The 23079-nt window shown below is 34.2% G+C and carries 18 protein-coding genes; 16 read left to right on the plus strand and 2 right to left on the minus strand.

The window, feature by feature from the left end:
- Window positions 1–5 precede the first annotated feature (5 nt).
- The 5 genes from ACQY63_RS01895 (at window position 6) to aspS (ending at window position 7740) form a co-directional block, all read left to right on the plus strand.
- The gene (locus tag ACQY63_RS01895) at window positions 6–2285 is read left to right on the plus strand and encodes a RelA/SpoT family protein (protein ID WP_022165017.1); all 2280 of its coding nucleotides are present in this window, start codon (window positions 6–8) and stop codon (window positions 2283–2285) included.
- A gap of 260 nt (window positions 2286–2545) precedes the next feature.
- Window positions 2546–3166: an MBL fold metallo-hydrolase gene (locus ACQY63_RS01900; RefSeq protein ID WP_022165016.1), complete on the plus strand. Its 621-nt coding sequence runs from the start codon at window positions 2546–2548 to the stop codon at window positions 3164–3166.
- Entirely contained in the window at window positions 3166–4605 is a 1440-nt protein-coding gene (gene hemZ, locus ACQY63_RS01905) for a coproporphyrinogen dehydrogenase HemZ (RefSeq protein WP_022165015.1), read from the plus strand. The genes ACQY63_RS01900 and hemZ overlap by 1 nt, the downstream gene beginning before the upstream one ends.
- 76 nt (window positions 4606–4681) lie before the next feature.
- Window positions 4682–5941, plus strand: a complete 1260-nt coding sequence (hisS, locus tag ACQY63_RS01910; protein ID WP_022165014.1) for a histidine--tRNA ligase — start codon at window positions 4682–4684, stop codon at window positions 5939–5941.
- 11 nt (window positions 5942–5952) lie between these two features.
- On the plus strand, window positions 5953–7740 hold the full coding sequence (gene aspS / locus ACQY63_RS01915; protein ID WP_022165013.1) for an aspartate--tRNA ligase: 1788 nt from the start codon (window positions 5953–5955) through the stop codon (window positions 7738–7740).
- A 222-nt stretch (window positions 7741–7962) separates the two neighbouring features.
- On the opposite strand, the gene ACQY63_RS01920 is transcribed toward aspS, so the two are convergent.
- The gene (locus ACQY63_RS01920) at window positions 7963–8721 is read right to left on the minus strand and encodes a hypothetical protein (protein WP_302689983.1); all 759 of its coding nucleotides are present in this window, start codon (window positions 8719–8721) and stop codon (window positions 7963–7965) included.
- 170 nt (window positions 8722–8891) lie between these two features.
- Between ACQY63_RS01920 and ACQY63_RS01925 the strand changes: the two genes are divergently transcribed.
- The 3 genes from ACQY63_RS01925 to ACQY63_RS01935 all read left to right on the plus strand — a co-directional run bounded on the left by ACQY63_RS01925 (window position 8892) and on the right by ACQY63_RS01935 (window position 11726).
- Entirely contained in the window at window positions 8892–9806 is a 915-nt protein-coding gene (locus tag ACQY63_RS01925; protein WP_022165011.1) for a hypothetical protein, read from the plus strand.
- Window positions 9807–9946: 140 nt separating this feature from the next.
- On the plus strand, window positions 9947–11188 hold the full coding sequence (gene glyA / locus ACQY63_RS01930) for a serine hydroxymethyltransferase (protein ID WP_022165010.1): 1242 nt from the start codon (window positions 9947–9949) through the stop codon (window positions 11186–11188).
- Window positions 11189–11309: 121 nt separating this feature from the next.
- Entirely contained in the window at window positions 11310–11726 is a 417-nt protein-coding gene (locus ACQY63_RS01935) for a putative ABC transporter permease (RefSeq protein ID WP_428244629.1), read from the plus strand.
- Window positions 11727–11779: 53 nt separating this feature from the next.
- Here ACQY63_RS01935 and aroC read toward each other — a convergent pair whose 3' ends face one another.
- Window positions 11780–12877 carry a chorismate synthase gene (gene aroC, locus ACQY63_RS01940; protein WP_302689981.1) on the minus strand — a complete coding sequence of 366 codons (1098 nt, stop codon included), beginning with the start codon at window positions 12875–12877 and terminating at the stop codon, window positions 11780–11782.
- 151 nt (window positions 12878–13028) lie between these two features.
- Here aroC and tgt point away from each other — a divergent pair, with 151 nt between their 5' ends.
- From tgt to ACQY63_RS01980, 8 genes are all read left to right on the plus strand, one after another.
- The gene (gene tgt, locus ACQY63_RS01945; RefSeq protein WP_117999026.1) at window positions 13029–14165 is read left to right on the plus strand and encodes a tRNA guanosine(34) transglycosylase Tgt; all 1137 of its coding nucleotides are present in this window, start codon (window positions 13029–13031) and stop codon (window positions 14163–14165) included.
- A gap of 42 nt (window positions 14166–14207) precedes the next feature.
- Entirely contained in the window at window positions 14208–14510 is a 303-nt protein-coding gene (gene yajC / locus ACQY63_RS01950; RefSeq protein WP_022165006.1) for a preprotein translocase subunit YajC, read from the plus strand.
- A 511-nt stretch (window positions 14511–15021) separates the two neighbouring features.
- Window positions 15022–16104, plus strand: a complete 1083-nt coding sequence (gene leuB, locus ACQY63_RS01955) for a 3-isopropylmalate dehydrogenase (protein WP_022165005.1) — start codon at window positions 15022–15024, stop codon at window positions 16102–16104.
- 30 nt (window positions 16105–16134) lie between these two features.
- Window positions 16135–17802 (plus strand): dihydroxy-acid dehydratase, encoded by a 1668-nt coding sequence (gene ilvD / locus ACQY63_RS01960; protein ID WP_302689979.1) that lies wholly within the window; start codon window positions 16135–16137, stop codon window positions 17800–17802.
- 18 nt (window positions 17803–17820) lie between these two features.
- A complete protein-coding gene (ilvB, locus tag ACQY63_RS01965; protein WP_428244630.1) occupies window positions 17821–19512 on the plus strand; it encodes a biosynthetic-type acetolactate synthase large subunit in 1692 nt (563 codons plus the stop codon).
- Window positions 19513–19616: 104 nt separating this feature from the next.
- Window positions 19617–20699: a 3-phosphoserine/phosphohydroxythreonine transaminase gene (serC, locus tag ACQY63_RS01970; protein ID WP_412622407.1), complete on the plus strand. Its 1083-nt coding sequence runs from the start codon at window positions 19617–19619 to the stop codon at window positions 20697–20699.
- A gap of 85 nt (window positions 20700–20784) precedes the next feature.
- Complete coding sequence (locus ACQY63_RS01975; protein WP_428244631.1) at window positions 20785–21948, plus strand: phosphoglycerate dehydrogenase; 1164 nt, start codon at window positions 20785–20787, stop codon at window positions 21946–21948.
- Between the two features lie 115 nt (window positions 21949–22063).
- The gene (locus tag ACQY63_RS01980; protein WP_022165000.1) at window positions 22064–22975 is read left to right on the plus strand and encodes a mechanosensitive ion channel family protein; all 912 of its coding nucleotides are present in this window, start codon (window positions 22064–22066) and stop codon (window positions 22973–22975) included.
- The last annotated feature ends 104 nt before the right edge of the window (window positions 22976–23079 follow it).

Consider the following 23079-nt stretch of genomic DNA (forward strand, 5'->3'; position numbering starts at 1 on the left):
GAGATATGACAGATTTAAACAAAAACATTAAAATTGAAAATCATGGAGTAATCCCAAAAGAAGAAGAGCAGGCGACACCTGAAGAATTATATGCAAGATTAATTGAAAAAATTAAGCACTATCATCCATCAGCAGATGATCTAAGAATTATTGATAAGGCATATAACTTTGCAAAAAAATCACATGGCGACCAGAAAAGAAAGTCTGGAGAACCATACATTATTCATCCGCTTCATACAGCTTTAATATTAGCTGATTTAGAGTTGGATAAAGAATCAATTATGGCAGGTCTTCTTCATGATGTAATGGAAGATACAGCCGCAACCCGCGAAATAATGATTAAGGAATTTGGCGAAGAAGTAACTGACCTGGTTGATGGCGTAACAAAACTTACTAAATTAGATTACGATGTTGATAAGGTGGAAGAGCAGGCAGAAAATTTGCGTAAAATGTTTTTGGCAATGGCAAAGGACATTCGAGTTATATTGATTAAGCTTGCGGATAGATTACATAACATGCGTACGCTTATGTATATGACACCTGAAAAACAGAAAGAAAAGTCAAAAGAGACAATGGATATTTATGCGCCAATTGCTGACAGACTAGGTATTTCTAAAATTAAGATTGAATTAGATGACTTAGCTTTAAGATATTTAGAGCCTGAAAAATACAAAGAATTAGTTGACGGTGTTCATGAAAGATTAGAACATCGTGAAGAGTTTATGAGTAACTTAATTGCTGAGGTGGCAGGCTATATTGAAAAGGCAGGCATTAAAGCAACAATAGATGGTCGTGTAAAGCATTATTTTAGTATTTACAAGAAAATGACTATGCAACACAAGACTTTGGATCAGATTTATGATGTTTTTGCAGTAAGAATTATTGTTGACAGTGTAATGGAATGTTATGGGGCGTTAGGTATAATACACGAGAAATATACTCCTGTGCCGGGAAGATTCAAAGACTATATTGCAATGCCAAAGCAGAATATGTATCAGTCACTTCATACAACATTAATTGGACCAAACGGGCAACCATTTGAAATTCAGATTAGAACATACGAAATGCATAAAACTGCTGAATATGGTATCGCAGCTCATTGGAAGTATAAGGAAAATATTACAGGTGACGGCGATAATGAAGAGCAGAAAATTGCCTGGTTAAGACAAATTCTCGAATGGCAGAGAGACATGTCAGATAACCATGAATTTATTAATCTTTTAAAAGATGATTTGAATATGTTCTCTGAAAGAGTGTACTGTTTCACACCAAATGGTGATGTAAAGAATTTACCAAGCGGTTCTACACCAATTGATTTTGCATACAGTATTCATAGTGCAGTAGGTAATAAGATGGTTGGTGCAAGAGTTAATGGCAAGATGGTTAATATCGACTACAAGCTCCAAAACGGTGACAGAGTGGAAATTATTACATCTAATAACTCTACAGGTCCAAGTAGAGACTGGCTGAAGGTTGTTCAGAGCACACAGGCAAAAAATAAAATTAATGTTTGGTTTAAACAGCAAAATAAAGAAGAAAATATAGTAAAAGGTAAAGAACTTATTGAAAAATATTGCAAGGCAAAGAATATTAATTTATCAGAAATATTAAAGCCTGCATATATGGAAAAAGTTCGGTTGAAATACAGTTACAAAGAGTGGGATTCTCTTATTGCTTCAATTGGTCATGGTGGCTTAAAAGAAGGTCAGATTGTAAATAAACTTCTTGATGAATACGAGAAGGAACACAAGGTTGAAGTAACAGACGATGATGTATTAAAAGACACAAACAATAATAAGGCAAATGTCCCAAGAAAAAGTAATTCTAAGAGCGGTATTATTGTTGAAGGTATGGATGACGTAGCAGTTAGATTTTCTAAATGTTGTAGTCCTGTACCAGGTGATGAAATTGTGGGCTTTGTAACAAGAGGACGTGGTGTTTCAATTCATAGAACAGACTGTATCAATATTATGAATCTTCCTGATATTGAAAGAGGTAGATTAATTGAGGCAAGCTGGGCTGCTGACGAAGGCAAGCAGGACGGCAAATATATGACAGAAATTGTTATTTATGCAAACAACAGAGTCGGTATTTTGACAGACTTGTCAAGAATATTTACAGAAAGAAATATTGATGTAAACAGCATCAATAGTAGAACAAGCAAGTCTGACATTGCCACAATTACAATGACATTTGCAATACAGGGTACAGAAGAATTAAACAGCTTAATTGCAAAAATTCGAACAATTGACAGTATCATTGATATCGAGCGAACAAGCAGTTAAACGTTGTAATTGACATTTTGTAATGTGAAAAAATGAAGACAATTGTTATGTTATGGAAATTAATTTCTTCACTGTGGCAACTGACAAAATTAGAAGAAAGTGCTCTAACGCCGTCGGTTCATCAAGGCAGCGTAGTCGGCTTGATAGAACCGCTACGAGCGTTTGGCAGCGGGAGCGTGCTTTCGTTAATTTGTCAGGTGGCACAGTGGGTATAGTGTAGTGGATAACAATTGTCTTCCATTTTTGAAAAGGAGAAATAGATGGGAAATATCAAAATTAGAAGCGTATTAGTTAGTGAATGCTATACTAACTGTTATTTATGTATGAACACAGATACAAAAGAAGGATTTATTGTTGATCCCGGTGATGATGCTTTAAAAATCAGTGTTAATGTTAGTAACATAGAAATGATTCCAAAAGCAATTTTGCTTACACATGGTCATGCAGACCACATTAGTGCTGTAACGGAATTAAAGGAAAAATATAATATTCCCGTATATGCTTCTGAAGAAGAAGACAGGCTTTTAGTAGATACAAGAGCAAATTTATCATCAATGTTTGGAAATCCTGTAAGCATTTGTGCAGACAAATATTTAAGAGATGGTGATAAGTTTACTATTGCAGATAAGGAAATTAAGTTTATTTTAACGCCTGGTCATACGCAGGGAAGCGGTTGTTATTATATAGCAGAAGATGAAGTTTTGTTTAGTGGTGACACACTTTTCCATCAGAGTAGAGGTAGAACAGATTTTCCAGGGGGAAGTGAAGCAGCAATTATCAGATCAATTAAAGAAAAATTGTTAGTGCTTCCAGGGGAAACAACTGTTTATCCGGGACATATGGATATGACAACTATAGATAACGAAAAGGTATATTATTAATGATAGACATTCAGATAGAACCTAAACAATTTGAATATGATATTCAGTCAATGGTGCAGGCTTTTTATGTGGGACAGCCTTTTAAAATTAATGAAGATTTAGAGGAGTCATACAGAACACTAAAAGTGATTTTTCAGGAAGAAAAAATTACTGCATCATTGTACGATGAGGCCAAAAAGCTTTTTGAAGACGAAATTTGTTGTGACTTTCAGGATAGAAGGGAGACAAAAAACGCTCTTAAAAAGCTTTTGTACTGTTTAATGAGAAAAGATATAGGACATGACCTGCCTTGGGGCAATTTAACAGGTATCAGACCGGCAAAAATTCCGGGTATGTTAAAAGAACAGGGACTTTCAGATGAAGCAATAAGAAAAGAAATGAAAGAAACATATTTTATTTCTGATAACAAGTTGGACCTGGCACTGGATGTTTCAAACATGGAACATAAGGTACTTTCAAATGTTAATTACAAGGGCAATTATAGTTTATATGTGGGTATACCATTTTGCCCAACAACTTGTCTTTATTGTTCATTTACATCCTATCCTTTAAACAGATATAAGGAAAAAGTAGATGCTTATGTGGATTCAGTTATTAAGGAATTGAGATTCCTAGGTAAGCAATTACAGGATAAAGAACTTAATTCAGTATATATTGGTGGTGGTACGCCAACCACACTTGAACCTGCGCAGTTAGACAGATTAATAAATGCATTAAAAGATAATTTTGATTTCAGTAATGTAAAGGAGTTTACTGTTGAAGCAGGCAGACCGGACAGCATTACAAGAGATAAATTAATGACTTTAAAAAAACAAAATGTTTCAAGAATTTCCATTAATCCACAGACAATGAATCAGGAAACTCTAGATATTATAGGTAGAAAACATTCAGTCAAACAGGTAATACAGGCTTTTAATTTGGCAAGAGATTGTGGCATGGATAACATAAATATGGATTTTATAATCGGTCTACCAAATGAAACAGAGGACATGGTTAAATATTCAATGGAACAGGCTTTGAAGCTGGCACCAGATGGTATTACAGTACATTCCCTGGCATTAAAACGTGGTTCAAGACTTAACATGAACAGACAAAAATATTCAGATTTAAATTTTGATAACAATACAAAGTTAATGGATATTACAAAAGAATATGCTTATGAAATGGGTATGAAGCCATACTATTTGTACAGACAAAAAAATATGGCAGGTAATCAGGAAAATGTAGGTTATTCATTGCCCGGTAAAGAAGGAATTTACAACATACTTATGATGGGAGACTATCAGAATGTATGGGCATGTGGAGCAGGAGCAGTTACAAAACTACTTTCTTCTGACAGAAAAAGTGCCACTAGAATTGATACATTGAAAAATGTAGACCAGTATATTGACAGAATTGACGAAATGATTGAAAGAAAAAGAAGTTATTTTGTAAATTAATAAAAGATACAACACTTGTGTTCTTTTCTATTTAATAGTAAAATATACAAGTTAGAAAAATATAAGGAGCAAAAACATGGCTTTAAGTAAGAAACCGGTTACAGGAATGAAGGATATTCTTCCTGAAGAAATGAAAATAAGAAATTATGTACAGAATGTAATTAAGGAAACTTATAATGCATTTGGATTTACTCAGATTGAGACACCTTGCGTGGAACACATTACAAACCTGACAAGCAAACAGGGTGGAGAAAACGAAAAGTTAATTTTTAAGATTTTAAAAAGAGGAGAAAAGTTAAACTTAGAAACAGCTACGGAAGAAATGGATGTAGTTGATAATGGTTTAAGATATGACTTAACAGTTCCTCTTGTTAGATATTATTCAAAAAATGCCAACGATTTACCATCACCATTTAAGGCATTACAGATGGGAAATGTTTGGCGTGCAGACAGACCACAAAGGGGAAGATATCGTCAGTTTATGCAGTGCGATATTGATATATTAGGTGATCCAAGTAACTTAGCTGAAATTGAACTTATTTTAGCAACAACAACTACACTTGGAAAGTTAGGATTTAAGAATTTCCAGATTAGAATTAATGAAAGAAGAATTTTAAAGGCAATGGCTTCATACAGTGGTTTCCCTGAAGAGTCATTTGACAGCGTTTTCATTATTCTTGATAAGATGGACAAGATTGGTTTAGAAGGCGTTAAGGAAGAATTAATTAAATACGATTTCGCCCCTGAATCAGTTGAAAAATATATACAATTATTTGAAGAAATTGAAAATCAGGCAGATCCTATTGGATACCTGGCAGATAAGCTTGGAGATTTCATGGGTGATGATGTAAAACAGTGGATGGATGAAATTATAGACAGTGTTAAGGCTACAAAGTCATCTGATTTTGAAATTGTATTTGATCCAACATTAGTTAGAGGTATGTCATATTATACAGGAACAATTTTTGAAATAGCAATTCCTGAATTTGGCGGCAGCTGCGGTGGCGGTGGTCGTTATGACAAGATGGTTGGTAAGTTCACAGGTCATGATGTACCGGCATGTGGTTTTTCAATTGGATTTGAAAGAATTGTTTTATTATTAATGGAACAGGGCTTCAAAATTCCTGAAGATTATGACAAGGTTGTATACCTTATTGAAAAAGGTGTTGAAGGCGACAGACTTTGTGAAGTTATTGCACAAGCACAGGAAGAAAGAAAAACAGGTACACAGGTTCTTGTAACAAGAATGAACAAGAATAAAAAATTCCAAAAAGAGCAGTTAAAGACACAGGGCTTTGAGAACTTTAAGGAATTTTATAAAAATCCGTTAAAATAGGAGGAAAAGTTATGGCAGAGTCAATGCAGGGACTTCACAGAAGTCACAGATGTACAGAAGTAAGTAATAAAAATATTGGTGAAACAGTTACAGTTATGGGCTGGGTTCAGAAAAGAAGAAATTTAGGAAGTCTTATTTTTATTGATTTAAGAGATAGATCAGGAATTCTTCAGTTAGTATTTGACGAAAATGATAAAGAAGTTTTTGAAAAAGCTAAAAATCTTAGAAGTGAGTTCGTAATTGCAGTAGAAGGTGTAGTTAGAAAGCGTGGCGGCGCAATTAACGAAGATTTAGCAACAGGTGATATTGAAGTTACAGTTAATACACTTCGTATTTTATCAGAATCTGATACACCACCATTTCCTGTTGAAGAAAATATTAGCACAAGAGAAGAATTAAGATTACAGTACAGATATCTTGATTTAAGAAGACCATCATTACAGAAAAATATTAAGTTGCGTAGTGATGTTACAACTTTTATTAGAAAGTTCATGCAGGGTGAAGGTTTCCTTGAAATCGAAACACCAACTTTGTGTAAAAGCACTCCTGAGGGAGCTAGAGACTATTTAGTGCCAAGTAGAGTACATCCGGGAGAGTTCTATGCACTTCCACAGTCTCCACAGCTTTACAAGCAGTTACTAATGTGCTCAGGATTTGACAGATATATGCAGATTGCAAGATGCTACAGAGACGAGGATTTAAGAGCCGACAGACAGCCTGAATTTACACAGGTTGATATGGAATTATCATTTGTTGACATTGATGATGTTATTGATGTAAATGAAAGATTATTACAGGCTATGTTTAAGGAAATTTTAGGCGTGGATATCCCACTTCCAATGCCAAGAATGACATGGCAGGAAGCTATGGACAGATTTGGTTCGGATAAGCCTGATACACGTTTTGGCATGGAATTAATTGACGTTACAAAAGTAGTTGAAGGTTGTGGCTTTGGCGTATTTACAGGTGCTATTGAAAACGGTGGTACTGTTAGAGGTATTAACGTTAAAGGTCAGGGACATATGCCAAGAAAGAAGATTGACAAGTTAGTTGACCATGCAAAAGGAAATGGAGCAAAAGGTCTTGCTTATCTTTGCATTAACGAAGATGGTACTTACAAGTCATCATTTGCAAAATTCATGACAGAAGAAGAATTAAATAATTTAGTAAAAGCAATGGAAGGTGAACCTGGAGATTTACTTTTGTTTGCAGCTGACAAGAACAAGATTGTATGGAACGTATTAGGCGCACTTCGTTTAGAGCTTGCACAGCAGCTTGAATTAATTCCGGAAGATAAATGGAATTTCTTATGGGTTGTAGAGTTCCCACAGTTTGAATGGTCAGATGAACAGAACAGATATCTTGCAATGCATCATCCATTTACAATGCCTATGGAAGAAGATTTACAGTATCTTGATACAGACTTAGGAAAGGTTAGAGCTAAGGCTTACGATATTGTGTTAAACGGTACAGAACTTGGTGGTGGTAGTGTTAGAATCCATCAGGAAGACATTCAGGAAAGAATGTTTAAGGCATTAGGCTTCACAAATGAGGAAGCTCATGAACAGTTTGGCTTCTTACTTGATGCATTTAAGTATGGTGTTCCACCACACGCAGGACTTGCTTACGGACTTGACAGATTAGTTATGCACATGGCAAAAGAAGATAACATTAGAGAAGTAATTGCTTTCCCTAAGGTAAAAGATGCTTCATGTTTAATGACTAATGCACCAAGCCCTGTTGATTCAAAACAGTTAGAAGAATTAGCAATTGACATTGTTAAGCCGGAAGAAGAATAATTGTGGTAGATTATTACAAAGAGCAGTAATGTGTTAATAATCGAAGTCAATTCTAGATTTAGCAGATAGAAATTATATAGCTGAAATATATAGAATACCGATAGTTTTCCTAGGCGCATATTAGATATGTGCAAAAGAGAATTATCGGTATTTTTTGGAATAATAATTTAATTCGAAATTTCTTAGTATATGAATGAGGTCCCACTATGTATGCATATTTTATTACATATAGCGAAATTTTCTAAGCTCATCCTGAAGCTTGCCGGCATATTCAGCAAGCTCATTATACTGTTTCACTATATTTTCCTGAGTTTCTTTCAAATTTTGAATTTCGTTTTCTTTTTCTGACAAAAGATTTTGCACATCAATTAAGCAGTCGCTTTTTTCTGATATAACTGATTTTAAATAATTAATGTTTTCAGTTAAAGTATTGATTTTTTCTTTGTCCTTATGAGAAGTGTCGGTACTTACTAATTTTTTCTCAGTACTTAAGTAGTAATAACTGTCATTTAGAACAATACCTATTTTTTCATTAGCCTTAAAAACATCGAAGCCCTTGTTGGTGGAAACATTACGTTTTATGAGACAACTTTTTTCAGGACAACTTGATAATATATAATAAATTTCATACTTATTATTACTTTTATTGTGATTACAGTAGAAAATATAAAGCTCGTTTTGGCACATTAAAGGTGAAATATTTACTATTTCCATTTGATGTGAAGAGTCCCCTAGGGGGATAGACAAAAATTCCGTAAATCTGTCCCTGTTTAAAACCGCAAGTTTCATTTTATTATCAGTAGAAATATAATACACATATTGCTTATTACAGGAAAAAACGTCAAAATCTCTTCCAACATCATTAAATAAAAGTCCTTTTGGAATAATTTTCCCTCTTGCCGCAGTATACATATAAACTTTTTCGTTTTCTATGTACAAAATAATTGGTTGTCCGTTTTCAAATGCTAAAATTTTATACAATGAATTACTCCTTTTTTGAAATATTAGTATGATTAAAGGTTAGTACACAGATGTAATTAAAATACAGGTGAATCCCATTATTGTATATATATTTATTAGCTTTGTTTTTTAGAACAATAAAAAATGAAACGCATAAAATATATAGAGAAAGACTAAAAAAGGAGATAAACATGGAAAAAGAAAAATGTTGTTGTGAGCACAAATGTGGATGTCGCAGAGATGTTTGTAATGATGCTATTTGTGGAATGCCTGAATTTCTATCAATATACGCACCGGTTGTGTATGATGAAGTGGGAGTGAATGTTTGTAGGGAAGTAACTATTCCGGCAGATGTATTAGCTAATTTTCCAACTACAGAATGTGTTTCCGTTGATGTAATAAATATTGACTTAGCAGACACAGATGATGCAGTATCTACAATAGATGACTCATTGAGACCAAATTGTTTCAAAATTACCTTAACTAATATTTCAGTTACTTTAAAGATCAAATTATACGACAAGTGCCATAAATATTTAGGTTCAACTACAATTACAGTAAATTATTTACCAGGTAGCACAACAAGTACAGATTACGATTATTATAGCGAAAAAACAAATCCTTCAAATGTAACCTTTGAGTTGTTTGCACCTTACGGTGTTGGCATAAACGAGGGTGGAGATTATTATTTTAACATTGTTGGTATGTATGAGAATAATAATGCTGTAGTAAATGGAGTAAACTTAAGCGGAACAGCTAAAGCCATAAACTTTGATGAAGTGACAGGTGTATTTTCAGCAGGACTTTCTTTATTTGTCAGAACTCTATACTATGAAGTATATGAAATACCCTATATTGGCAAGTCAAAACCTGTAAAGGTAAATTTAAGAGACAATTCAGAAAACGCATGCATTAAATTCGTTGAAAGTGGACTTTTGTCAAAAGAAATAAAACCATTAGAACTTGCACCACCAAAATGTGAGGGCAGACTAAAGAAAGAAAAAGAGAAATGCTGTTATAATGACTGTAAATTACAAATCAAGAATCCATGTGATGATAAAAGACCAAAAGAAGATTTTGTAGATGAAGAAGACGAAAAAGATTAAGAAAATAGTTATTTTTTTAACAAATTACTACAAATTCTAAAAAAATAATTTTAAAATACACTGTATTATGGTAAAGTAATATAAGATTAAAGCTGCATCGAAAGATGCAGCCGGTCTTAAGGACATTAGGAGGTAGATATATGTTTTCATTTGATGAAGTAAAAAATGCAGATGCGGAAATTTATGCTGCAATGGCAGACGAAATGGGAAGACAGCGTTCTCATCTTGAACTTATTGCATCTGAGAATTTAGTAAGTAAAGGCGTTATGGCTGCTATGGGTAGTCATCTTACAAATAAGTATGCAGAAGGATATCCTGGAAAAAGATATTATGGTGGATGTGAATATGTAGACGTTGTAGAACAGTTAGCAATTGACAGAGCAAAGGAATTGTTTGGATGTACATACGCAAATGTTCAGCCACATTCAGGAGCACAGGCAAACTTAGCTGTATTTTTTGCTTTAGTTAAACCGGGAGATACAGTAATGGGAATGAGTCTTGATGCAGGTGGACATTTAACACATGGTTCAAAGGTTAATATTTCAGGAACATATTTTAACATTGTATCTTATGGTGTAAATGAAGACGGTTATATAGATTATGATCAGGTAAGAAAAATAGCTGTTGAAAACAAGCCAAAATTAATTGTAGCAGGTGCAAGTGCTTATGCAAGAAAGATTGACTTTAAGAAGTTTAGAGAAATTGCTGACGAAGTTGGTGCATATCTTATGGTAGATATGGCACATATCGCAGGTCTTGTGGCAGGTGGACAGCATATGAGTCCAATTCCATACGCACATGTTACAACAACTACAACACATAAAACATTAAGAGGACCTAGAGGGGGTCTTATTCTTTCAAGTGAAGAATTTGCTTTAGAACACAAATTAAACAAAGCAGTATTCCCTGGAATTCAGGGTGGTCCATTAATGCATGTTATAGCAGGAAAGGCTGTATGTTTTAAAGAAGCATTATCAGATGATTTTAAGGCATACGCAAAGAACATTGTGGATAACGCACAGGCTTTAGCAAAAGGACTTACAGACAGAGGATTTGATCTTGTATCAGGTGGTACAGATAATCATCTTATGTTAGTAGATTTAAGAAGCAAAAATATAACAGGTAAAGAATTTGAAATTGCACTTGATGCAGCAAATATTACATGTAACAAAAATGCAATTCCAAATGATCCACAGAAACCTGGTATTACAAGCGGTGTAAGAATTGGTACACCTGCCGTAACAACAAGAGGCTTAAACACAGAAGATATGGATGTTATTGCTGAATGCATGGCAATGATAGCAGAAGATCCACAGGGCAATTGTGAAGCTGTAAAAGCAAAAGTAAAGGGATTAACAGACAAATATCCTTTATATGAATAAAAAGCCTGGTCAAAACCTAAGAAGGTAAAAATCAAATAAATTGTGAAAAGGAAACTGTGAAGAAATTCTTTGCAGTTTCTTTTTTTGTATAGATATTAATTAGTTGGAAATAATTAACTATATGAAGAAAAATATATTTTATAATTTTTTTAAATGTGGAATTATTGGTTGGTGCATGGAAGTTGTTTTCACATCGATTCATAGCTTCAGAAAAAAAGATTACCGACTAATGGGGCATACATCTATATGGATGTTTCCAATTTATGGCATGGCATCAATAATTAAGCCCATCAGTTTTAAATTGAAAAAACATCATTTAAAAAGAACCGAGCGTGGGCTACTGTATACACTGGGGATATTTAGTGCAGAATTTATAAGTGGCTGTATGTTAAAAAAAGCGTTTAAGTGTCCTTGGGATTATAGCAAGTGTAAATATAATATTAAAGGAGTAATTAGACTTGATTATGCACCAATATGGTTTATAGTTGGTCTATTTTATGAAAATGTATTAAATAAAGAGTCAAAAAATAAGAGATAGTAAAACTAAGTTCACTATCTCTTAAATATTTTAAATTGAAGTATTTGTAAAATTTACTTATAAAAATCAACAATCTTGTCAATTCTAGCTGTCATATTAGTAAATAGCATATCCACTAAAGTAACAGCAACCATGGATTCTACAACGACTACAGCTCTAGGTACAATAATAGGATCGTGACGACCTTTTATGTTGATGCTGATGTTTTCACCGGCTTTGTTAATTGTATCCTGACTTCTTGCAATAGAAGGAGTAGGTTTAACTGCTGCGCGTAAAACAATTTGTGAACCATCGCTCATACCACCAAGAATACCACCTGCATGGTTTGAAGTTTTTTCTATAGTGTCATTTTCAATTTTAAAACCATCATTATCTGTTGAACCTGTTAGTTCTGCAACTTTAAAACCGTCACCGAACTCAATACCTTTAATGGCACCAATTGACATAACAGCTTTTGCAAGATTTGCATCTAATTTGTCAAATACAGTTTCTCCAACACCTGCAGGCATGCCATCAACTAAACATTCAATTATGCCACCAACAGAATCCTTTTCTTCCATTTTTTCTTTTAATAATTCGGCAGCTTTTGCTGCGGCATCATTATCCGGCATATACATTGGATTATTTGGAATTTCATCTTTTTTGAATTTACTATAGTCAATTTCCACATTACCAATAGATTTTGAATATGTTGTAATTTCAATGCCAAGAGATTCAAGAATCTTTGATGCAATAGCTCCGGCAGCTACTCGACCGATAGTTTCTCTTCCTGAAGAACGGCCACCACCTCTGTAATCTCTAAAACCATATTTTTCGTCAAAAGTAAAATCCGCATGCCCCGGTCTGTAGTATGAAGCAATGTCAGTATAGTCCGCTGAATGATGATCTTTGTTTTTTACAATCATGGAAATAGGAGTACCGGTAGTTTTTCCGTTAAATACTCCTGATAAAATTTCAACCTTGTCATCTTCATTACGCTGTGTAGTGAATTTTGACTGACCTGGTTTTCTTCTATTTAAAAACTTCTGAATATCCTCTTCACATAAATTAATACCTGCAGGGCATCCATCTACAATAACCCCCAAAGCTTTGCCATGAGATTCGCCCCAGGTACTGATTTTAAATATATTTCCGTATGTTGAACCAGCCATAATAGTCTCCCTTTTGTTAAATTCTTGTCCAATTATAACAAGGAAATAAAATAATATCAAATTAATATAAGTAAAATAATAAAATATATTCTTGCTTTAAATTGCCATAAATAATATAATTAATAAAGTTTGTAAAAAAATGAGGTTAATTATGTTTAAAGTATTAGCAAAAGATGGCAATGCCAAAAGAGGAGAATTTACAACAGTTCATGGCACTATTCAGACACCGGTGTTTATGAATGTTGGAACAGCGGCAGCTATTAAAGGAGCGGTAGCCGCAGAAGATTTATATCAGATAAAAACACAGGTTGAATTATCAAACACATATCATTTACATGTAAGACCGGGAGATTTGGTTGTAAAGAAAATGGGTGGAATTCATAAATTTATGAATTGGAACAAACCTATTCTTACAGATTCAGGTGGATTTCAGGTATTTTCACTTGCAGGTCTTAGAAGTATTAAAGAAGAAGGCGTACATTTTAGATCTCATATAGATGGACGTAAGATTTTTATGGGACCTGAAGAAAGTATGCAGATTCAGTCAAACTTAGCATCAACAATAGCAATGGCCTTTGATGAATGTCCATCAAGTGTGGCATCAAGAGAATATATGCAGAATTCTGTTGACAGAACAACAAGATGGCTTAAAAGATGTAAAGTAGAAATGGACAGACTTAACACTTTAGAAGATACAATTAACAAAAATCAAATGTTATTTGGTATTAATCAGGGTGGAATCTACGATGATATTCGTATTGAACATGCTAAACAGATTTCAGAATTAGACTTGGACGGTTATGCAATTGGGGGACTTGCAGTAGGTGAAACGCATGAAGAAATGTATAGAATTATCGAAAGTGTTGAACCACATCTTCCAAAGGACAAGCCAATTTATTTAATGGGTGTTGGTACACCTTCAAATATTTTGGAAGCAGTGGAAAGAGGTGTAGATTTCTTTGACTGTGTATATCCTGCAAGAAACGGTCGTCATGGTCATGTTTACACAAATAAGGGTAAGTTAAATTTATTTAATGCAAAATATGAAACAGATCCATCACCTATTGAAGAAGGCTGTCAGTGTCCTGCATGTAAATATCACAGCAGAGCGTACATAAGACATTTGTTAAAGGCAAAAGAAATGCTTGGTATGCGTTTATGTGTATTGCATAATTTGTATTTTTATAATACAATGATGGAGGAAATCAGATATGCCATAGAGGCAGGAAATTTTGCAGAATATAAAGCAAAAAAACTGGAAGGTTTCAAAGAAAATGACAAAAAATAGATACATCTTTGTATCAAAAACATATTATGAGGAGGATTTATAATGAATTTATTAGCAGCAGCTAGTGCAGGCGGAAGCTGGGTTATCATAGTAGTATATGTAGTAATCATTATTGGATTTATGTATTTCTTAGCTATTAAGCCACAGAAGAAGCAGGAAAAGAAACAGAAGGCATTAATGGAAAGCGTAGAAATTGGAGATAGTATTCTTACAACAAGTGGTTTCTATGGCATGGTTATTGATGTAACTGAAGATACTGTTATTGTAGAATTTGGTGGAAACAAGAACTGTCGTATACCAATGCAGAAAACAGCAATTGTTGACATTGAAAAAGCAAACGCTTAAGAGACATTTTATTTTATATAGATGTTGTGATTAAAAAGCCTTTGGTGGTAGTGATGCCACTGAAGGCTTTTTTCTGTAATAAAAAAACGTTCCGCTATGGATGCACACTCGCACGAAATGAAAAATGTTTCTGATAAAATCAAGGTGGAAGTAAAAGACAAAAATGGAAATGCAACAGAGACCAGCTATCTCCATTAAAATTGCTTAATGTTGAATTCATTGCTGATAAACATGGAAAGGAATTGTTGCAGGAATAACTATGTCTGCTGTTGCAGAGGCTGCAGGAGTATTTGGAGTGATTAAGAAAAAGAAATATAATGTTTAAAATAACTGTCACAGTAATCGTAAAAATTATTGTGACAGTTTTCTTATGTTAAATATAATCAAGAAATACATTATATATGTATGGTTGAAATATGACGGATTTTAAGGTATAATTTTACGAGTTAATATGGCACGGTATATCTTTTATAGCATATTAATTTAAACTAGATAGAAAGAAGGAATTACAATGAATTTTAACGTTGCAGTTATTCCCGGTGACGGAATTGGCCCTGAAATCGTAGCAGAGGCAAGAAAAGTGCTTGACGTCGTCGGTAATAAATTTGGACACAGCTTTAACTACACAGAAGTGGACATGGGCGGTATTTCCATTGATAAACATGGCGTTCCACTTACTGATGAGGCACTTGAAACAGCAAAGTCAAATGATGCTGTGTTATTAGGAGCCGTAGGAGGTGTAGTTGGTAAAGACAGTTGGTATGAATTACCACCTAATCTTAGACCGGAAGCTGGACTTCTTGCAATTAGAAAAGGATTAAATCTTTTTGCAAATCTCAGACCTGCATATCTTTACAAGGAGTTAAAGGATGCATGTCCACTTAAAGAATCAGTGGCAGATGCTGGATTTGACATGATTATTGTAAGAGAGTTAACAGGTGGTCTTTACTTTGGAGAAAGAAAGACAGAGGAAGTTAACGGAGTCCTTACAGCAACAGATACATTAACATATAACGAAAATGAAATCAGAAGAATTGCAATTAAGGCATTTGAAATAGCAATGAAGAGACGTAAGAGCGTAATCAGCGTTGACAAGTCAAATGTTTTAGACAGTTCAAGATTATGGGACAAGGTTGTAAATGAAGTAGCAAAGGATTATCCTGAAGTTACTCTTACACATATGCTTGTTGATAATTGCGCAATGCAGCTTGTAAAAGATCCTGCACAGTTTGACGTTGTAGTAACTGAAAATATGTTTGGTGATATTTTATCAGATGAAGCAAGTATGGTAACAGGTTCAATTGGTATGCTTTCATCAGCATCTCTTAGAGAAGATAAGTTTGGTATGTATGAACCAAGTCATGGTGCAGCTCCTGATATTGCAGGACAGAATAAGGCAAATCCAATTGCTACAATTTTATCAGCAGCCATGATGCTTAGATATTCATTTGATTTAGATAAAGAAGCTGATGCTGTAGAAGCAGCAGTTCAGAAGGTTCTAGAGGATAACATTCGTACAATTGATATTATGTCAGAAGGAATGACATTAGTTGGTTGTAAGGAAATGGGTGATGAAATAGCAAAACGTATATAATACATATTTATATTGACGGAGGTTATTATTATGAAGAGTGATGCAGTAAAATCAGGTATACAGCAGGCACCTCACAGATCATTATTTAATGCTCTTGGGATGACTGAAGAAGAACTTGCAAAACCATTAGTTGGTATTGTTTGTTCATATAACGAAATTGTTCCGGGACACATGAACCTGGACAAGATTGCACAGGCAGTAAAGATGGGTGTAGCCATGGCAGGTGGTACACCAATTATGTTCCCTGCTATTGCAGTATGTGATGGTATCGCAATGGGACATGAAGGAATGAAATATTCATTAGTAACAAGAGATTTAATAGCAGATTCAACAGAATGTATGGCTTTGGCACATCAGTTTGATGCTTTAGTTATGATTCCAAACTGCGATAAGAATGTACCGGGACTTTTAATGGCAGCAGCAAGAGTTAATGTACCAACTGTTTTCGTATCAGGTGGTCCAATGCTTGCAGGTCATGTACATGGTAGAAAGAGAAGTTTATCATCAATGTTTGAAGCAGTTGGTGCAAATGCAGCAGGTAAGATGACATTAGATGATGTTAGAGAATTTGAAGAAAAGGTTTGTCCAACATGTGGTTCATGTTCAGGTATGTACACAGCAAACTCAATGAACTGTTTAACAGAAGCATTAGGTATGGGACTTAAAGGAAATGGTACAATCCCGGCTGTTTACTCTGAAAGAATCAAACTTGCAAAACATGCAGGTATGGCTGTAATGGATTTATACAGAAAGAACATAAGACCAAGAGATATTATAACAAAGGATGCAATTCTCAATGCATTAACAGTTGATATGGCACTTGGCTGTTCAACAAACAGTATGCTTCATTTACCAGCTATTGCACATGAAGTTGGATTTGATTTCGATATTTCATTTGCAAATGAAATTAGTGAAAAGACACCTAACTTATGTCATTTAGCACCGGCAGGTCCTACATACATGGAAGATTTAAATGAAGCTGGTGGTGTATATGCAGTAATGAATGAGTTAAGTGAACTTGGCTTATTAAATGAAGATTGTATAACAGTAACAGGAAAGACTATTGGGGAGAATATTAAGGGTTGTGTAAACAGAAATCCTGAAGTTATCAGACCAACAGATAACCCATATAGTAAGACAGGTGGTCTTGCAGTGCTTAAAGGAAATCTTGCACCTGACGGTTCAGTTGTAAAGCGTTCAGCAGTAGCAGAATCAATGATGGTACATGAAGGTCCTGCAAGAGTATTTGACTGTGAAGAAGATGCCATTGCAGCAATTAAGGGCGGTAAGATTGTTCCCGGTGATGTTGTTGTAATTAGATATGAAGGACCAAAGGGTGGTCCTGGTATGAGAGAAATGCTTAACCCTACATCAGCAATTGCAGGCATGGGACTTGGCGAAACAGTAGCTCTTATAACAGATGGTAGATTCTCAGGTGCTTCAAGAGGAGCTTCAATTGGTCATGTATCTCCTGAAGCTGCAGTAGGCGGACCTATTGCTTTAGTTGAAGAAGGCGATATTATTAAGATTAACATTCCTGAAATGACATTACACATTGATGTGTCAGATGAAGAAATGGCAAAGAGAAAAGAAGCTTGGAAACCTAGAACACCAAAGGTTACAACAGGTTATTTAGCAAGATACGCTTCAATGGTTACATCAGGTAACAGAGGAGCTATATTAGAAATAAATAAATAAGGGAAAGAGGGAAACGCTATGATATTAAACGGTTCACAAATAGTTATTGAATGTTTAAAAGAACAGGGTGTTGACACAGTATTCGGATACCCTGGTGGAACAATTTTGAATATTTATGATGAATTATACAAGAATTCAGATGATATTACACATATCCTTGTTTCACATGAACAGGGAGCTGCTCATGCAGCTGACGGATATGCACGTTCAACAGGAAAAGTTGGAGTTTGTATGGCAACATCAGGACCTGGAGCAACAAACCTTGTTACAGGTATTGCCACAGCATATATGGATTCAGTACCACTTGTTGCAATTACAGCCAACGTTGCAAAGTCAGGTTTAGGAAAAGATTCATTCCAGGAAATTGATATTGTTGGAGCTACAATGCCTATTACAAAACATAATTTTATTGTAAAAGAAATCGAAAATTTAGCCCCAACACTTAGAAAGGCTTTCAAGATTGCAAAAAGTGGCAGACCTGGTCCTGTTTTAGTAGATATTACAAAGGACGTTACAGCTAATAAGATTGAATTTACAAGTAAAGAACCTGAAGAAATTAAGAGATATTCAGACAGTATTACAGAAGATGACCTTAATACTGTTGCAGATATGATTAAGGCATCAGAAAAGCCATTTATCTTAGTTGGTGGTGGTGCTGTTATTTCAGAAGCGGACAAGGAAGTAAGAGAGTTTGCAGAATTAGTTGATGCACCTGTATGTGATTCACTTATGGGTAAAGGTGCTTTTGATGGTACAAACAAGAGATACACAGGTATGATTGGTATGCATGGTACAAAGGCATCAAACTTCGGTGTTACAGAATCAGATTTACTTATTGTATTAGGTGCAAGATTCAGTGACAGAGTTATCGGTAATGCAAAAGAATTTGCAAAGAATGCAAACATTGTACATATTGATGTTGATCCATCAGAAATTAATAAAAACATCAAGGCTGACGCAAGTATTATTGGTGATATTAAAGAAGTATTATTAAGACTTAACAAGAAAGTTGAAAAGAAAGAGAACAGTCAGTGGATGGCTCATATTGAAGAATTAAAGGAGCAGTATCCATTAGATTTAGATAAGTCAAAATTAACAGGTCCTGCAGTAATTGATTCACTTTACAATATTACAAAGGGTGATGCAATTGTAACAACAGACGTAGGACAGCATCAGATGTGGGCTGCACAGTTCTATAAATATAAGAAATCAAGACAGCTTATTACATCAGGTGGACTTGGAACAATGGGATATGGTGTTGGAGCCTGTATCGGTGCCAAGATGGGCAACAAAGATAAGATTTGCGTAAATATCGCAGGTGACGGTTGCTTTAGAATGAACATGAATGAAATTGCAACTGCAACAAGATACAATATACCAATTATTCAGATTGTAATTAACAACCATGTACTTGGTATGGTTAGACAGTGGCAGACATTGTTCTATGGAAAGAGATATTCAAACACTGTATTAAATGATGCAGTTGATTTTGTTAAAATCGCTGAAGGTATGGGAGCAAAAGCATATAGAGTTACAACTGTAGAAGAATTTGAAGCAGCTCTTAAAGACGCAATTGAAATGAATATCCCTTGCGTAATTGATGCTCAGATTGATCAGGACGACAAGGTATTCCCAATGGTTCCTGCTAATACAGCTATTAGTGAAGCTTTCTCAGAAGAAGATTTAGCAGAATTAGGATATGATTGTTAATATTGCCAGTTAATTACTGACTTTAATTATAATGTTATAGGGGTTAATTTATGATAATGAATTAGCTCCAAAAAGATAGAAGATATATGGAGGTATGATTAGAAATGGCTAGAGTATATAATTTCTCAGCAGGTCCGGCAGTGTTACCGGAAGAAGTATTAAAAGAAGCAGCGGAAGAGATGCTTGATTATAGAGGAACAGGAATGAGTGTAATGGAAATGAGTCATCGTTCAAAAGCTTTCCAACAGATTATTGATGAAGCAGAACAGGATATTAGAGATTTAATGAACATTCCTGATAATTACAAGGTATTGTTCCTTCAGGGTGGAGCTTCACAGCAGTTTGCAGCTGTACCAATGAATTTAAAGAAGAATGGAAAAGCTGCCTACATTATTACAGGACAGTGGGCAAAGAAAGCTGCTCAGGAAGCAGAAAAGTATGTTGAAGTACAGAGAGTTGCATCATCAGCAGATAAGACTTTCTCTTATATTCCTGATTGCAGTGATTTAGATATTGATGATGATGTTGATTATGTATACATTTGTGAAAACAATACAATTTATGGTACAAAATATCATACATTACCAAATACAAAAGGACATACTTTAGTTGCTGACGTATCTTCATGTTTCTTATCAGAACCAGTTGACGTAGAAAAATACGGAGTAATTTACGGTGGTGTTCAGAAGAATGTTGGTCCTGCAGGTGTTGTAATTGCTATCGTTAGAGAAGATTTAATTCCTGAAAAAGTTGACAGCACAGTACCAACAATGCTTGCTTGGAAAACACAGGCAGATGCAGGTTCACTTTACAATACACCTCCATGCTATGGAATTTATATTTGTGGAAAAGTATTTAAGTGGATTAAGAAGATGGGCGGACTCGATGCAATGAAGAAGCACAATGAAGAAAAAGCTAAGATTCTTTATGACTTCTTAGATAACAGCAAGTTGTTTAAGGGAACTGTTGTAAAAGAAGACAGATCACTTATGAACGTACCGTTTGTTACAGGTGATGAAGAATTAGATGCAAAATTTGTTGCAGAAGCTAAGGCTGCCGGTCTTGAAAACTTAAAAGGACACAGAACAGTTGGTGGTATGAGAGCAAGTATTTACAATGCTATGCCAATTGAAGGTGTTAAGGCCTTAGTAGAATTTATGGAAAAATTCGAAAAGGAAAATGCTTAATTTACGTTTAATAAGAGTTATTACAAATAATTTAAAATATTTAAAATAATATCTTATTAAAAACATTTATGGAGGTACATAAAAAATGACAAAAGTAAATTGCTTAAATCCTATTTCAAAATTAGGACTTAACAAATTAAATGATAACTATGAAATCGTAGATGATTTTAATGAGGCAGATGTGGCACTTGTAAGAAGTGCTGCAATGCATGACTTAGATTTACCAGCAAGCTTATTAGCAGTAGCAAGAGCCGGTGCAGGTGTAAATAATATTCCCCTTGATAAGTGTGCTGAAAATGGTATTGTTGTATTTAACACACCTGGCGCAAATGCAAATGGTGTTAAAGAATTAGTAATGTGTGGTTTACTTCTTGGTTCAAGAGACATCATCGGTGGAAACAGATGGGTTGTTGACAACAAGGAAAATGCAAATATTAGCAAAGATATGGAAAAGGCTAAGAAGAACTTTGCAGGAAACGAAATCAAGGGAAAGAAACTTGGTATTATCGGTTTAGGAGCAATTGGTAGATTAGTTGCAAATACAGCCGTATCAATGGGAATGGAAGTGTATGGTACAGATCCATATCTTTCAGTAGAAGGAGCTTTAAGCTTAAAGAGAGCCGTTAATGTAGTTAAGACAAGAGAAGAAATCTTCAAGGAATGTGATTACATTACAGTTCACACACCACTTTTAGATGATACAAAGGAAATGATTAACAAAGATACAATTGCCATGATGAAAGATGGTGTTGTAATCTTAAACTTTGCAAGAGATTTATTAGTTTGTGATGATGATATTGTTGAAGCACTTAGCAGCGGAAAGGTTAAGAGATATGTAACTGATTTCCCTAATCCAAAGTTAGCTAACGTAGATGGTGTTATTGCTACACCGCATCTTGGAGCTTCAACAGCAGAATCAGAAGATAACTGTGCAATTATGGCAGTAGAAGAAATCGTTGATTTTGTTGAAAACGGAAATATTAAAAATTCAGTAAACTATCCTGCAGCAACATTAGGTGTATGTGATAAGACAAGTCGTGTTACAGTTTGTCATAAGAACATACCAAACATGATTGGACAGCTTTCATCAACAATTGCTGCTGAAGGAGTGAACGTTGCAGACATGGTAGATAAGTCAAAGGGTGATTTTGCTTACGCAATCATTGATTTAGACCATAGTGCAACAGATACTTTAATTGAAAAATTAAATGCTGTAGATGGCGTAATTAAGGTTAGAGTAGTAAAGTAGAACTAATCAATTAGGTTATATACTAAAAAAGAGACTATTGATTAGAATAGTCTCTTTTTTATATATTAAGGTTATACGAAAATTTGAGTGAAATAATCTGAAAATGGAGAGTAATATGAACTTTTTTTTAGCAACAGATATTGGAGAAGAAATAAGTGAAAAAGTAAGTGAGAATAGCGCTGAAAAAGTTTCAGAGCTTTCAAAGTTATTTGATGGATTTTCATCTAAAATGATAAGTTTAGGAATAAATATTATAAATGCTGTAATAATCTTTATTATTGGAAAAATAATTATAAAATTATTGCGTAAACTTTTTAAAAAAATTATCGGCAGAACAAGTGCAGACGAAGCAGTAGTAAAATTTGTCGATTCAATAATTAAAATAACAGGATATTTTATTGTATTCATTGTAATTTGTTCAGAACTTGGAATTGAGACAACATCATTTATAACAGTATTAGGTAGTGCCGGTGTTGCAATTGGTTTGGCATTGCAGGGCAGCTTATCAAATTTTGCAGGTGGTGTTTTATTACTTCTTACAAGACCTTTTAAAGTGGGAGATTATGTTGTAATTGAAGGTCATGAAGGTATAGTAAAAAAGGTGGATATTATTTATACAACAATTGTGAAGTTTGATAATACCATAATTAAATGCCCAAATGGCGACGTGGCAAAAAAAGTGATTATAAATTACTCAAATGAAAACGGAAAACGTGTTGATGTTAAGTTTTCAATTCATTATGACAGCGACATAAATAATGCAAAAAAAATAGTTATGGATGTTATAAGAAATTGCAAATATGTTGATAAAGAACGAGAAAACAATGTAGTTGTAATGAAACTCGCTGACAGCGGTATAGATATGGAAACAAGAGCCTGGGTAAAACCCGATGATTACTGGGATGCATATTTTTATTTAATAGAAAATATAAAAGCTGAGCTTGAAAAGAATAATATAGAAATTCCATATAATCAGTTAGAAGTTCATATAAATAATAAAAATGACAATAATGCTGACAATATGTAAGTTTTGTAAATAGTAAATTAGATTGAATAATGATATAACATAAAGAATTTAAACTGAAAATTATTTAAAATATAGTTAGTAGGGATAATTTAAAACTAGGATAA

This window comes from Eubacterium sp. Marseille-QA0814 (genome assembly GCF_965119675.1).
GTDB lineage: Bacteria > Bacillota > Clostridia > Lachnospirales > Lachnospiraceae > Eubacterium_G.